Annotated in this window: 14 protein-coding genes; 7 read left to right on the top strand and 7 right to left on the bottom strand. The window is 66.4% G+C overall.

The window, feature by feature from the left end:
* Positions 1-89: 89 nt before the first annotated feature.
* From purS to purL, 3 genes are read left to right on the top strand one after another with little or no spacing between them, the layout of a single operon-like run.
* Positions 90-341, top strand: a complete 252-nt coding sequence (purS, locus tag ACFVWT_RS22205) for a phosphoribosylformylglycinamidine synthase subunit PurS (protein ID WP_011690410.1) — start codon at positions 90-92, stop codon at positions 339-341.
* 1 nt (position 342) lies between these two features.
* The gene (gene purQ / locus ACFVWT_RS22200) at positions 343-1116 is read left to right on the top strand and encodes a phosphoribosylformylglycinamidine synthase subunit PurQ (RefSeq protein ID WP_390251758.1); all 774 of its coding nucleotides are present in this window, start codon (positions 343-345) and stop codon (positions 1114-1116) included.
* Positions 1113-3431, top strand: coding sequence for a phosphoribosylformylglycinamidine synthase subunit PurL (purL, locus tag ACFVWT_RS22195; protein WP_390251756.1), 2319 nt, complete (start codon positions 1113-1115; stop codon positions 3429-3431). The genes purQ and purL overlap by 4 nt, the downstream gene beginning before the upstream one ends.
* 79 nt (positions 3432-3510) lie before the next feature.
* Here the strand turns inward: purL and ACFVWT_RS22190 are convergent, their stop codons facing one another.
* The 7 genes from ACFVWT_RS22190 to ACFVWT_RS22160 all read right to left on the bottom strand — a co-directional run bounded on the left by ACFVWT_RS22190 (position 3511) and on the right by ACFVWT_RS22160 (position 7321).
* Positions 3511-3804 carry a DUF503 domain-containing protein gene (locus tag ACFVWT_RS22190; RefSeq protein WP_011690407.1) on the bottom strand — a complete coding sequence of 98 codons (294 nt, stop codon included), beginning with the start codon at positions 3802-3804 and terminating at the stop codon, positions 3511-3513.
* A 22-nt stretch (positions 3805-3826) separates the two neighbouring features.
* A complete protein-coding gene (locus ACFVWT_RS22185) occupies positions 3827-4147 on the bottom strand; it encodes a putative quinol monooxygenase (protein WP_390251754.1) in 321 nt (106 codons plus the stop codon).
* Between the two features lie 4 nt (positions 4148-4151).
* Positions 4152-4802, bottom strand: a complete 651-nt coding sequence (locus tag ACFVWT_RS22180; protein WP_390251752.1) for a hypothetical protein — start codon at positions 4800-4802, stop codon at positions 4152-4154.
* Positions 4803-4816: 14 nt separating this feature from the next.
* A complete protein-coding gene (locus ACFVWT_RS22175) occupies positions 4817-5386 on the bottom strand; it encodes a DUF1990 family protein (protein ID WP_390251750.1) in 570 nt (189 codons plus the stop codon).
* On the bottom strand, positions 5383-5787 hold the full coding sequence (locus ACFVWT_RS22170; RefSeq protein ID WP_390251748.1) for an MmcQ/YjbR family DNA-binding protein: 405 nt from the start codon (positions 5785-5787) through the stop codon (positions 5383-5385). The genes ACFVWT_RS22175 and ACFVWT_RS22170 overlap by 4 nt, the downstream gene beginning before the upstream one ends.
* A gap of 118 nt (positions 5788-5905) precedes the next feature.
* Entirely contained in the window at positions 5906-6487 is a 582-nt protein-coding gene (locus tag ACFVWT_RS22165) for a polysaccharide deacetylase family protein (protein WP_390251746.1), read from the bottom strand.
* Between the two features lie 408 nt (positions 6488-6895).
* Complete coding sequence (locus ACFVWT_RS22160; protein ID WP_390251744.1) at positions 6896-7321, bottom strand: CoA-binding protein; 426 nt, start codon at positions 7319-7321, stop codon at positions 6896-6898.
* Between the two features lie 265 nt (positions 7322-7586).
* On the opposite strand from ACFVWT_RS22160, the gene acs reads away from it, so the two are divergent.
* The 4 genes from acs to ACFVWT_RS22140 are packed head-to-tail and all read left to right on the top strand — an operon-like array spanning position 7587 to position 12703.
* Positions 7587-9641, top strand: coding sequence for an acetate--CoA ligase (gene acs, locus ACFVWT_RS22155; protein WP_390251742.1), 2055 nt, complete (start codon positions 7587-7589; stop codon positions 9639-9641).
* 10 nt (positions 9642-9651) lie between these two features.
* Positions 9652-10860 carry a dimethylsulfone monooxygenase SfnG gene (sfnG, locus tag ACFVWT_RS22150; RefSeq protein ID WP_390251740.1) on the top strand — a complete coding sequence of 403 codons (1209 nt, stop codon included), beginning with the start codon at positions 9652-9654 and terminating at the stop codon, positions 10858-10860.
* Positions 10860-12209, top strand: a complete 1350-nt coding sequence (locus ACFVWT_RS22145) for an O-acetylhomoserine aminocarboxypropyltransferase/cysteine synthase family protein (RefSeq protein WP_390251738.1) — start codon at positions 10860-10862, stop codon at positions 12207-12209. The genes sfnG and ACFVWT_RS22145 overlap by 1 nt, the downstream gene beginning before the upstream one ends.
* Complete coding sequence (locus ACFVWT_RS22140) at positions 12206-12703, top strand: CoA-binding protein (protein WP_390251736.1); 498 nt, start codon at positions 12206-12208, stop codon at positions 12701-12703. Before ACFVWT_RS22145 ends, ACFVWT_RS22140 begins: the two co-directional genes overlap by 4 nt.
* Positions 12704-12763: the final 60 nt, after the last annotated feature.

Raw genomic sequence — 12763 nt, 5'->3', positions numbered from 1 at the left:
GCAGTGGCTGTAAATACAGCAGCAGACCAGCGTGAGACGGCACCACTCCGCTGCGCCCTTACCCAACGCTCACGCACAGGAGTTACCGGATGCCCCGGATCGTTGTCGACGTCATGCCCAAGCCCGAGATTTTGGACCCGCAGGGGAAGGCCATCGTGGGTGCACTCCCCCGGCTGGGATTCACTGCTTTTAGCTCTGTCCGCCAGGGCAAGCGCTTTGAACTCACTGTCGACGGCGAGGTGACCGAGGAGATCCTGGCCCAGGCCCGGAACGCCGCAGAAACCCTGCTGTCCAACCCCGTCATCGAAGATGTCGTCAACGTCGAGGTCGTCGAGGCCTGAAATGACTGAACTCCCCCTGATTGGCGAGGCGGTTGCCGTTGCGGCCAACCCGCGGCTCGCCGGCGCCCGCATCGGCGTCGTGACCTTCCCTGGCACTCTGGATGACCGCGACGCCGCCCGCGCGGTCCGCCTGGCAGGCGCCACCCCGGTGGAACTCTGGCACGCGGACACCACCCTCGGTGACGTTGACGCCGTCGTGATTCCCGGCGGTTTCTCCTACGGCGACTATCTCCGCGCCGGTGCCATCGCACGCTTCGCGCCGCTGATGGCAAAGATTATCGACGCCGCCAACTCGGACGCCAAGCTGCCGGTCCTGGGCATTTGCAACGGCTTCCAGATCCTCACCGAGTCGCACCTGCTGCCCGGCTCGATGATCAAGAACGACCACCTGAAGTTCATGTGCCGCGACCAGGTCCTGCGCGTGGAAAACAACACCACCGCCTGGACCAGCGACTACGCCGCCGGCCAGGAAATTACTGTGCCGCTGAAGAACCAGGACGGCCAGTACATCGCAGATGAGAAGGTCCTGGACGCCCTTGAGGCCGAAGGCCGCGTGGTGTTCCGTTACGTGGGCTTCAACCCGAACGGCTCCCGCCGCGACATCGCCGGCATCTCCAACGCCGCCGGCAACGTGGTGGGCCTCATGCCCCACCCGGAGCACGCCGTGGAAGTCGGCTTCGGCCCCGAGTCCCTGGATGGCATCGGCGGGTCCGATACCGATGGCCTCGGTTTCTTCACCTCCGTATTGAACAAGATTGTGGGAGGCGCAAAGTGAGTACCTCAGCTGAAACCGTCAGCAAGAAGTTCAACATCGACACCGTGGAGAACGCGGCCAAGACCCCCGACGTCGAACTCCCCTGGGCCGAACTTGGCCTGAAGCAGAACGAGTTCGACGAAGTCGTCAAGGTCCTGGGCCGCCGCCCGACCGGCGCCGAGCTCGCCATGTACTCCGTGATGTGGAGCGAGCACTGCTCCTACAAGTCCTCGAAGAACCACCTGCGCCAGTTCGGCGAAAAGGTGACGGACGAGATGAAGAAGGACATGCTGGTGGGCATCGGCGAAAACGCCGGTGTGACCAACCTGGGCGACGGCTGGGCCGTGACGTTCAAGATCGAGTCCCACAATTCGCCGTCGTTCGTGGAGCCCTACCAGGGCGCCGCAACGGGCATCGGCGGCATTGTCCGCGACATTATCTCCATGGGCGCCCGCCCGGTGGCCGTCATGGATCCGCTGCGCTTCGGCGCCATCGACCACCCGGACACCGCCCGCGTCATGCACGGTGCCGTGGCCGGTATCGGCGGCTACGGCAACTCCCTGGGCCTGCCCAACATCGGCGGCGAAATGGTCTTCGACTCCGTGTACCAGGGCAACCCGCTAGTGAACGCGCTGGCCGTCGGCGTTATGCGCCACGAGGACATCCGCCTGGCCAACGCCTCCGGCAAGGGCAACAAGGTAGTGCTGTTCGGTGCACGCACCGGCGGCGACGGCATCGGCGGCGCCTCCGTGCTGGCCTCCGAGTCCTTCGACGACACCAAGCCGTCCAAGCGTCCCGCGGTCCAGGTGGGCGACCCGTTCGCCGAGAAGGTCCTGATCGAGTGCTGCCTCGAACTGTTCAAGGGTTCCCTCGTTGAGGGCATCCAGGACCTCGGCGCCGCGGGCATTTCCTGCGCCACCTCCGAGCTCGCCTCCAACGGCGACGGCGGCATGCAGGTCGAGCTGACCTCCGTGCTGCTGCGCGACCCCACCCTGACACCGGGCGAAATCCTGATGTCCGAGTCGCAGGAACGCATGATGGCAGTGGTGACCCCCGAGAACGTGGCCGCCTTCGAAGCCGTCATGGACAAGTGGGCCGTGGAGTACTCCTGGCTGGGCGAGGTGACCGACACCGGCCGCCTGATCATCACGTGGGAGGGCGAGGTCATTGTCGACGTCGACCCGCGCACCGTGGCCCACGACGGTCCGGTCTACGACCGCCCGTTCGCCCGACCGGAATGGCAGGACGCCGTCCAGGCCGATGCCTTCACCGGGTCCGTGCAGGATGCCGGCCGGCCTTCCGCCCCGAAGGAACTGGCTGCCGCAGTCACCGAGCTCATTTCCTCGCCGAACATGTGCGACAAGTCCTGGATTACCAACCAGTACGACCGCTACGTCGGCGGCAACACCGCCATGGCTTTCCCGGACGATGCCGGCGTGGTCCGCGTTGACGAGGAAACCGGCCTGGGCGTGGCCCTCGCCACCGACGCCAACGGCCGCTACACCTACCTCGACCCGTACCACGGCGCACAGCTCGCCCTGGCCGAGGCGTACCGCAACGTCGCCACCTCCGGCGCCGTGCCAATGGCCGTCAGCGACTGCCTGAACTTCGGTTCCCCCGAGGACCCGGACGTGATGTGGCAGCTCGCCGAGGCCATCCGCGGCCTGTCCGACGCCTGCATGGTGCTGGGCATCCCGGTCACCGGCGGCAACGTCTCGCTGTACAACCAGACGGGCACAACCCCGATCCACCCCTCCCCCGTGGTGGCAGTGCTGGGCAAGCTCGACGACGTCGCCCGCCGCACGCCGTCGGGCTGGAAGGAAGACGGCCAGGCCATCTACCTCCTGGGCACCACGGCGGCAGAACTGGACGGCTCCGAGTGGGCCAACCTGCGCGGCCACCTTGGCGGCCAGCCGCCGAAGGTTGACCTCGCCGCTGAACGGGCACTGGGTGAAATCCTGATCAACGCCTCCCGCGACGGCATGGTGGACTCCGCGCACGACCTCTCCGAGGGCGGCCTCGCTGCAGCGCTCGTGGAGTCCGCCCTGCGCTACGGGGTCGGTGCACGGATTGCCCTGCAGGACGTCATGGACCGTGACGGCGTGGACCTGTTCACGGCACTGTTCTCCGAGACCCAGGGCCGCGCCATTGTTGGCGTGCCGCGCTCCGAGGAAGTCCGCTTCACGGACATGTGCACCGCCCGCGGATTCGCCCACACCCGCATCGGCGTGGTGGACGCAGCGAGCGGCCAACTGGAGATCAACGGCGTGGACACCCTGTCCCTCGACGCCCTCCGCGAAGCCCACGAGGCCACCCTGCCGAAGTACTTCGGCTAGGCCCTCCCTCCACGCGCGAACGGACACTTAGGGCCCCCGGCCGGGGGGCTTAAGTGTCCGTTCGCGCTTAAAGGCGAGGTCAGTCGTCGCTGCGGAGCTCCCGTTGCCGGGCGCTGAGGAGTTCCAGTTCGGGGCGGTTGGCAACGAAGCGTTCGACGGCGGTGAGCACCTCCACGAGGTGGGCCCGGTCGGCGGCCACCAGGCCGGCGCCAAGTTGCGTCCGCCGGTACTGCTCGTGGTCACCCACTTCGGCCACTGAAACCTCGAAGCGCCGTTTGAGCTCCGCCAGCAGCGGCCGCACCACGGAACGTTTTTCCTTGAGGCTGTGAACGTCGCCCAGGAGAATGTCGAACTCAATCCATCCGATCCACATGGCGTGTTCCTTCCCGGGCGGGCTAGGCGATGGTGAGTTCGCCCATGCGGTCCCAGCCGTCGCCGTCGAGCTGGCGGCTGATGATGCGGGGCGTCTCAGCGAGGGCCTGCGGCATGTCCGCCATGGCCTTCTGGAAGTGTGCGCTGTTGACGTGGTCGCCGGCGGCATCGTCCTTGAAGGCCTCCACGAGGACAAACTCGTTGGGGTCCTCCACGCTGCGGGACCAGTCAAACCACAGGTTGCCGGGCTCCTGCCGCGTTGCCCGGGTGAAGTCCTCCACCAGGCCCAGCCATTTCTCCGACCAGTCCGGCTTGACCTTGAACTTGACGACAATAAAGATCACGGGGTTATCCCTTTCGTTGTGGTTCTACGATTGGCCCGGCGGCGAGGGAATTCTGGCACTCCTCAATCGCCTCACGGGCCCATTCCTGCTGCCGGGGAGTTCCGACGCGTTCCGCCCACTGCTCGGCCAGCTGGAACTCCACCAATGCTTCGGTGAAGCGGCCGGCCTGGTGCAGGGTCCAGCCCAGGTTATTGTGCAGCGAGACCAGCCAACGCCTGGTCCGCGGATCGTGCACCGTGGAAGCATACTCGAGGGCGCTGCGGGTCCAGGACTCGGCATGCTCCGGATCAGCGATCGCCAGCATGTGCAGCGCGTCCACGGCCAGGAATTCCTCACTAAGGTGATCTGCCAGTTCCGCGGCCTGTTCAAACAACGGCACGGCCATCGCGGCGTGCCCGCTGGAGTTCAGCAGGCGGCCCCGCTCCAGGAGCACGCGCACCGCCACGGTGGGCTCGTCGGCATCGATCGCGTCCAGGAGGGCGTCGGCTTCCTCGTAGCGGCCCTGCAGTCCGATGGCCCGCCCCACCTGGGTGGCGAGCTCGGCCCGTTCGTCGGCGTCGTAATTTTCGTCTGTAGCAGCCTTCCGGAAACGGGCTTCCGATCCTGCGGGGTCATCGAAGTTCCACAATTGGTCAAGGGTTTTCTGTTCCAGCATCCACCTGCTCCTGATCAGCTTTCACCTGCGGCCAGTTCGTGCGCACTCCCAATGTATCGGGAAGTGACGTGTCTTTGTGCGCGTGCCGTGACGGCGCTGCCGGCCGCGTAAAACCAGTTGGAGGGCCGGCTGAAGGCAGTGATCTTCAGGAACACCTTCCCTTGCCCGTCCATTTCCACTTCAAAAGCTTCCTCGCCGCGCACTGGATGGCCGGGGAGCGTGCCGTACCCGAAACCGGCGCTTTGCGGGCCGTCGCCGGGCACCGGCCGGCGCACCCACACCACCTCGCAGGGCGCGTTGATCCGGAAAGGCCCGACGCCGAATCCGCTCACGACGCGGGCGCCGGGCACCACGACGTCGGAGTCGGCGCGGACCCGCAGCCCGGACCGTTTCTGCAGCTGCCAGGCCAGGATCCCGTGGGCCACCCGCCGGTAGAGTGCCGCACCCTCGCCGAGGTACGCCTGGGTCACCAGCCAGGGGATGCCGTCCGGCGGCCGTCCGTGTTCAGTGGAACCAACGCCAGGGTAATTCAGGTTGCCCCTGGCGACGCGGCTGACGCGGCCGGCACCGCGACGGCTCTTCATGCGCCTTCACCCCGGGCGAGCCCGGCCCATCCCAGCTGTTCGCGCTGCTTCCGGCTCAGTGTGGCCACCACCAGGTCGTAGGAGTCCTCCACCATGTCCCGGATCATGTCATCCGGCAGCGATCCGTCCAGCCGGACCCCGTTCCAGTGCGTCTTGTTCATGTGCCAGGCGCCGGTGATTTCAGGGTGGAGCGCCCGCAGCTGTTCGGCCAGCACCGGTTCACACTTGAGGCTCACGGACCAGTCAGCCGGATCCATCGCGGACGCGGCGAACATCTTGGCCCGGGGCTCGCCGGAGGAGGCGGCCCGGACCTTGAAGACGGAGGTCTCGGGACCGAAGGGAAAGTCCTCGAAGGCACCGGGAAACCCGAGGCAAAGCGCCCGGAGTGCAGCTGCATCCATGCTTCGAGCCTACTGCCCGGCGCCGACGTCTTGGACCCGACACTTCGCGGGAGGCCGAGCGGACGCCGCCCCCCGCACCGTTCCGCATCATCGGGCCATAGCGGCAGTCCCCGAGCGCTCAGGCGACGCCGAGGAATTTTTCCAGGAGAACGACGTCGAGCCCGGCGGAGAGCTGGGCTTCCCGGAAGGCGGCAAGGTCGGCAGCGAACTCCGGCCGAAAATGCATGAGCACGATATCTCCGGGACGCAGCGAGTTTCCGTACTGATAGTCCATCTGACCGCGGTTGGCTTTGGCCTCCCATGTCACGATGGCCTTCATTCCGGCGGCTGCGACGGCCTGCCGCATGGCGTTGGAGTAGTCTCCGCCGGGCGGCCTGAAGAGCGTGGGCCGGCGCCCGAACTGCTGCTGTGCGTAGTCCTGCATGCCGGTGATCTCGGCAAGCTGCTGCCCGTAGCTCAGCTGCCGGGACATGTTCACGTTGTGGCTGATGGTGTGGTTTTCCACCAGGCTTCCCTGTGCCTCGAACTGTTTGAAGAATCCGGGATCGTTCTGCACGAAGTTCCGGGTCAGAAACAGGCTCGCGGGGTAGTCGTATTCATCCAGCAACTGGGCCATCTGGGGAGTCTTTGTCACGCCGTCGTCGATGGTCAGGAACACAACAGGCTGCTTGGTCAGGACCCGCGTCAGGACCGGTGCCATCCCTCCTTGGACCGGGGGAAGGCGGAAATCGGAGGCATACGTGGGCCGGGGTCGCCTGTCTGGACGGCGCAGGTCATCGGGGATAGTGGAGTCGACTCCGCCGAGTGCCAGAACGGAAGGCATCGGCTGTCCTCGGCTCGCCGAAAGACCGGGCGAGGCTGCGGTGCCGGGAGCCGGCGCCCCCGGCACGGCGCAACCACCCAACCCGCCGACCACCGAAGCGCCCAGCAGGCCCAGAAGTGCCCGCCGGCCAAGGGTCGAGGAAGGTTCAGGGGCCGCCGCTGGAGGCAGCGTGGGGTGTTGCTCGCACATGGCTGCTCCTTGCGTCTCGGGGAAGGCCCGGTGAAGGGTAGCAGGCAAGAATGACAACGTAGGGCCTGGTTACGGAGAGGCTACAGGGTACAGAGGCTACAAGCCGAAGCGCACGGCGTCCTGCGCCGGACACGCATTCATGATCACATCGAGGCCGGCGGCCGTTGCACGCTCGGCGGCCGCCTCGTCAATGACGCCCAGTTGCATCCAGATGGCTTTGGCGCCGACCGCGATTGCCTGGTCCACGACAGCGCCCACCTTCTGCGAATTCACGAAGCAGTCCACGACGTCGATGGGCCGTTTGCTGTCCGGGATGTCGGCGAGCCTTGCGTAGCCCGTTTCGCCGTGCACGGGATCGCCCGGCAGGTTCACCGGGATGATCTCCATGCCCAGCCGGTCGCGGATGAACAGAGAGGTGTCGTAGGCGGCGCGCCATTCGTTGGTGGAAAGGCCAACGATGGCCCACCGCCCCTTGGTGCGCAACAGCCGTTCGAGGACTGCAGGATCGTTGACATGGGGCATGGGCCCAGCCTACGCGCAGTACCCGCGAGCGCGCCGGACAGCTGGCAGCCGCGGCGCCGACGTCGAAGAAATAACCGCCAAAAGGGCACAAAATTCTGCAGAGCCGAATATTACGTGGCATAGGACGGCAATTTAGCGATCGGGACGCGCATCCGTTTAGTGTGAAGTACAACCATCCCGAGCGGCCAAGAGACCTGGATCGATGCAGCCGCAGCAACCCTGACCATCAGCAGGGTGCTACCGCCAGGACCGATGGAGCACACCTATGACTGTCTATTCCTGTTCCACGCCCGAGACCATGACGCCCGCCCTCACGTCCGAGGCGGAGCGGATCGCCTTTTGGGAGGAAGCTGCCCTCCGGCTCGACTGGGCGGACTTTTCCGGCGACGTCGCCGCCGGCTCTGCCCGTGAAGCCTCCGGTGGCGATGCTTCCGGAGGCAAGCCCTGGCACACGGCCCACCGGCGGATTCCTGCCGACGTCGAAGCCGGGCTCGGCCCGCAGACCACCTGGTTCGAGGGCGGCAAACTCAACGTCGCCTACAACTGCGTGGACCGCCATGTTGCCGCCGGCCGCGGCGACAAGGTGGCGCTTCACTTCGAGGGCGAACCGGGCGACCGCAGGGCCATCACCTACGCCGAACTGCAGCGCGAAGTGTCCAAGGCCGCCAACGCGCTCCTGGCCCTGGGCATCACCAAGGGCGACCGTGTGGTCATCTACCTTCCGGTCATCCCCGAAACCGTCATCATCACCCTCGCCGTGGCGCGCATCGGCGCCATCCATTCCCTGGTGTTCGGGGGTTTCTCCGCCGAGGCGCTGAAATTCCGCGTCGAGGACACCCGGGCCAAGCTCCTGGTCACCACGGACGGACAGTTCCGCCGCGGCGTGGCAGTGCCCGTCAAGGACAATGCGGACGCAGCAGTTGCCGGGGACAACGCCGTCGAGCACGTCCTGGTGGTCAACCGCACCACCCCTGCGGACCAGCTGGCGACGGTCCCCATGACCGCGGGCCGCGACGTCTGGTGGCACGACGCCGTCGGGCAGGCCTCCGAGGCGCACGAACCGGAAGCGTTCGACGCCGAGACCCCCCTGTTCATCATGTATACCTCCGGGACCACCGGTAAGCCCAAGGGCCTGGTGCACACGTCCGGCGGCTACCTGACGCAGGCGTCGTGGAGCTTCGAGCACCTCTTCAGCAACCCGGACCCGGCCCTCCGTGACCAGGACGTGCACTGGTGCACCGCGGACCTCGCCTGGGTCACCGCACACACCTACGAGATCTACGGCCCGCTCTCCAACGGCGCCACCCAGGTGATCTTCGAAGGCACGCCGAACACCCCGCATCCGGGACGGCACTTCGAGATCATCGAACGCTACGGCGTGACGCAGTACTACACCGCACCCACCCTGGTCCGCTCGCTCATGGGCTGGTTCCCGGACGGCGTCCCGGACACCTACGACCTCTCCTCCATCCGGATGCTCGGCACCGTGGGTGAAGCCGTGAACCCCGAGGCGTGGCGCTGGCTGCGCCACAACGTCGGCGCCGGCACCGCACCCGTGGTGGACACCTGGTGGCAGTCCGAGACCGGTGCCACCATCCTCTCCCCTGCGCCGACCGACACGGACTTCAAGCCGGGCTGCGCCGCCCGCCCGCTGCCGGGCGTCAGCACCCGGATCGTGGACGACGCCGGCAACACGGTGCCGCCGGGCGTCCAGGGATTCATCGTGGTGGACTCCCCCGGACCCGCGATTGCCCGCACCGTCTGGGGCAACCCGCAGCGCTACTTCGATTCGTACTGGCGCAAATACGCCGAGCAGGGCTGGTTCCTCGCCGGGGACGGCGCCAAATACGACGACGACGGCGACATCTGGATCCTGGGGCGGGTGGATGACACCCTCAACGTCTCCGGCCACCTGCTGTCCACCATCGAAATCGAGTCGGCCCTCGTCTCCCATCCAGCCGTGGTGGAAGCCGGCGTCTGCCCGGTGGCTGACCCGAAGACAGGCCACGCCATCGTCGCGTTTGTGGTGCTGAAGGGCGGGGTTTCGACCGAAGTGGCCGCCGAACTCCGGAACCACGTCGCGAAGGAGATCGGACCGATAGCCAAGCCGCGCGACGTCGTCGTGGTTCCCGATGTGCCCAAGACGCGCAGCGGCAAGATCATGCGCCGGCTCCTCACCCAGCTATTCGAGGGCACCGCCCTCGGTGACACCACATCGCTCCAGAACGAACCGGCAATCGCCGGCATCCAGGAATCCCTGGCCGGCTACGCCGCCTCCCTCATTGGGCAGAAGCAGTCTCCCGCCAACGGACAGAAGTAAAGGAACAATCATGAACGACATCAGCAGCGTTGCCCGTCTTTCGGAGCCCCTCAAGTTCGCCTACTGGGTACCCAACGTCTCCGGCGGCCTGGTGGTCTCCACCATCGAACAGCGCACCGGCTGGGACTTCGCCTACAACAAGAAGCTGGCCCGCATCGCCGAGGAATCCGGCTTCGAGTACGCCCTGACCCAGACCCGCTACGCCGCCTCCTACGGCGCGGACAAACAGCATGAAGCCACGTCCTTCAGCCTCGCCCTGCTGGCGGCCACGGAGCGGCTGAAAGTCATTTCGGCGGTCCACCCGGGCATGTGGCACCCCGGCGTGCTGGCCAAGTACATCATCACCGCGGACCACATCTCCAACGGCCGTGCGGCCGTCAATATCGTCTCCGGCTGGCTCAAGAACGAGTTCACCAACTTCGGCCTCGAGTGGCTGGAACACGACGAACGCTACGTGCGCACCGAGGAATTCATCAAGGTCCTGCGCGGCCTGTGGACGGAGCAGGAGTACAGCCAGTCCGGCAAGTACTACAACATCACCGACTTCACCCTGAACCCGGCGCCCCTGGACGTTCCGGGCCGGGCGCACCCGGAGATCTTCTTCGGCGGCAACTCCACCGCGGCCCAGGCAACCGCCGGCCGTGTGGCCGACTGGTACTTCTCCAACGGCAAGGACCTTGAAGGCTTCAAGGAGAACATCGCCGGTGTTGTTGCAGCGTCCGGGGAGACGCTGCGAGGCACGTCCGGCCAGCTGGCCGCACCCCGCTTTGGCCTCAACGGCTTCGTTATCGCCCGCGATTCGGAGAAGGAAGCCCGCGACACCCTCCGCGAAATCGTGGAGAAAGCACACAAGCCCGCGGTCGAGGGTTTCCGCGCCGCAGTCCAGGAAGCCGGGGCGTCCACCAAGGACGGCAAGGGCATGTGGGCCGACTCGAGCTTCGAGGACCTGGTCCAGTACAACGACGGCTTCAAGACCCAGCTGATCGGCACCCCGGAACAGATCGCGGAGCGGATCGTGGAGTACAAGAAGATCGGCGTGAACCTTTTCCTTACGGGCTACCTGCACTTCCAGGAGGAAGTGGCCGCGTTCGGCCAGGAGATCCTGCCGATCGTCCGCGAACTCGAGGCTGACCTGGCCCGCAAGCACGGCACCGAGTTGGACCTGTCCGGCACCCCGGTGGCAAACGCCGGCACTACCAGCAAGCTGGTGAACGCGTAATGGCGGACCGCAAGTTCGGCTTCCGCACCCGCGCCCTGCACGCCGGCGGCACACCCGACGCCGAGCACGGCGCGCGGGCCGTCCCGATCTACCAGACCACGTCCTTCGTCTTCAAGGACACCCAGGACGCCGCCAACCTCTTCGCCCTGCAGAAGTACGGCAACATCTACTCCCGGATCGGCAACCCCACGGTCGCCGCGTTCGAGGAGCGGATCGCCTCCCTCGAGGGCGGCATCGGAGCCGTTGCGACGTCGTCGGGCATGGCCGCGGAATTCATCACCTTCGCTGCACTCACCCAGTCCGGCGACCACATCGTGGCGGCCTCCCAGCTGTACGGCGGAACGGTCACCCAGTTGGACGTCACGCTGCGCCGCTTCGGGGTGGACACCACGTTCGTCCCCGGCACCGACCCCGCGGACTACGCCGCGGCCGTCCGGGACAACACCAAGGCGATTTTCGTCGAGGTGGTGGCCAACCCGTCGTCGGAAGTCCAGGACCTTGAGGGGCTGGCAAAGGTAGCGCACGACGCCGGCATCCCGCTGGTTGTCGACGCCACCTTGAGCACGCCGTACCTGGTGCGGCCGATCGAGCACGGGGCGGACATCGTGATCCACTCCGCCACCAAGTTCCTCGGCGGACACGGCACCACCCTGGGCGGAGTAATCGTCGAGAGCGGCCGGTTCAACTGGGGCAACGGTAAGTTCCCCACCATGACCGAGCCCGTGGCCTCCTACGGCAACGTCTCCTGGTGGGGGAACTTCGGCGAATACGGCTTCCTGACCAAGCTGCGCTGCGAGCAGTTGCGCGACATCGGCCCCGCACTCTCTCCGCAATCCGCGTTCCAGCTGCTGCAGGGTGTCGAAACCCTTCCGCAGCGCCTGGACGAGCACCTGAAGAATGCCCAGGCCGTGGCCGAATGGCTTGAAGCGGACGAGCGCGTGGCCTATGTGAACTTCTCCGGGCTGCCGTCCCACCCGCACTTCGAGCGGGCGCGGAAGTACCTGCCGCTGGGCCCGGGATCGGTGTTCTCCTTCGGCGTCAAGGGCGGCCGTTCCGCGGGCCGGAAGTTCATCGAAGCGCTCCAGCTGGCCTCGCACCTGGCCAACGTCGGCGACTCGCGCACCCTCGTGATCCACCCCGGCTCCACCACCCACCAGCAGCTGAGCCCGGCCCAGCTCGAATCCGCCGGCGTCCCCGAGGACCTGGTCCGCATCTCCGTGGGCCTGGAGGACATCGAGGACATTCTGTGGGACCTGGACCAGGCGCTGGCTGAAGCGCAGAACGCCACGGTGGTTGAGCCTGTCGAAACCGTCGCTGGCGAAACCTGCACGATCGGAGCAAACGCATGAGCGCAGCAGAAACCAGGACCTGGGAAGGTCCTACCGCTCCGGAGCGGCTGGCATTACTCCGGCAGGCGAAGTCCATCGCCATTGTGGGCGCCTCAGACAAGCCGTCCCGGGCCAGCTACTTCGTGGCAACCTACCTGCAGTCCTCCACCCGTTACAAGGTGTACTTCGTGAACCCGGTAGTCAAGGAAATCCTGGGGCAGCCCACCTACGCGTCCCTGGCCGACCTCCCGGAGAGCCCCGACATCGTGGATGTGTTCCGCAAGCATGATGACCTGCCCGGCGTTCTTGACGAAGCCATCGCCGCCGGTGCCAAGACGCTGTGGCTGCAGCTCGGTTCCTGGCATGAGGACGTGGCGAAGGAAGCGGAAGCTGCCGGGCTCGACGTCGTCATGGACCGGTGCGTCAAGATCGAGCACGCACGCTTCCACGGCGGACTCCACCTTGCCGGTTTCGACACCGGGGTCATTTCCTCCAAGCGGCAGGTCCTGGCCTAACCAGGCCCTTACAGCGCGAACGGACACTTGAGGCCCCGCACGGCGGGGCCTCAAGTGTCC

This window comes from Arthrobacter sp. NPDC058288 (assembly GCF_042880995.1).
In the GTDB taxonomy this organism is placed as follows: Bacteria; Actinomycetota; Actinomycetes; order Actinomycetales; family Micrococcaceae; genus Arthrobacter.
The sequence above is the reverse complement of the archived record's forward strand: the minus strand, read 5'-3'. Positions and strand labels throughout refer to the sequence as shown.

Coding starts and splice junctions, on each gene's coding strand:
- purS (WP_011690410.1), top strand. CDS start 90: ATGCCCCGGATCGTTGTCGACGTCATGCCCAAGCCCGAGATTTTGGAC.
- ACFVWT_RS22175 (WP_390251750.1), bottom strand. CDS start 5,386: ATGAAGAGCCGTCGCGGTGCCGGCCGCGTCAGCCGCGTCGCCAGGGGC.
- acs (WP_390251742.1), top strand. CDS start 7,587: ATGACTGTCTATTCCTGTTCCACGCCCGAGACCATGACGCCCGCCCTC.
- ACFVWT_RS22180 (WP_390251752.1), bottom strand. CDS start 4,802: ATGCTGGAACAGAAAACCCTTGACCAATTGTGGAACTTCGATGACCCC.
- ACFVWT_RS22145 (WP_390251738.1), top strand. CDS start 10,860: ATGGCGGACCGCAAGTTCGGCTTCCGCACCCGCGCCCTGCACGCCGGC.
- purQ (WP_390251758.1), top strand. CDS start 343: ATGACTGAACTCCCCCTGATTGGCGAGGCGGTTGCCGTTGCGGCCAAC.
- ACFVWT_RS22190 (WP_011690407.1), bottom strand. CDS start 3,804: ATGTGGATCGGATGGATTGAGTTCGACATTCTCCTGGGCGACGTTCAC.
- ACFVWT_RS22165 (WP_390251746.1), bottom strand. CDS start 6,487: ATGGCACCGGTCCTGACGCGGGTCCTGACCAAGCAGCCTGTTGTGTTC.
- sfnG (WP_390251740.1), top strand. CDS start 9,652: ATGAACGACATCAGCAGCGTTGCCCGTCTTTCGGAGCCCCTCAAGTTC.
- ACFVWT_RS22140 (WP_390251736.1), top strand. CDS start 12,206: ATGAGCGCAGCAGAAACCAGGACCTGGGAAGGTCCTACCGCTCCGGAG.
- ACFVWT_RS22170 (WP_390251748.1), bottom strand. CDS start 5,787: ATGGATGCAGCTGCACTCCGGGCGCTTTGCCTCGGGTTTCCCGGTGCC.
- ACFVWT_RS22160 (WP_390251744.1), bottom strand. CDS start 7,321: ATGCCCCATGTCAACGATCCTGCAGTCCTCGAACGGCTGTTGCGCACC.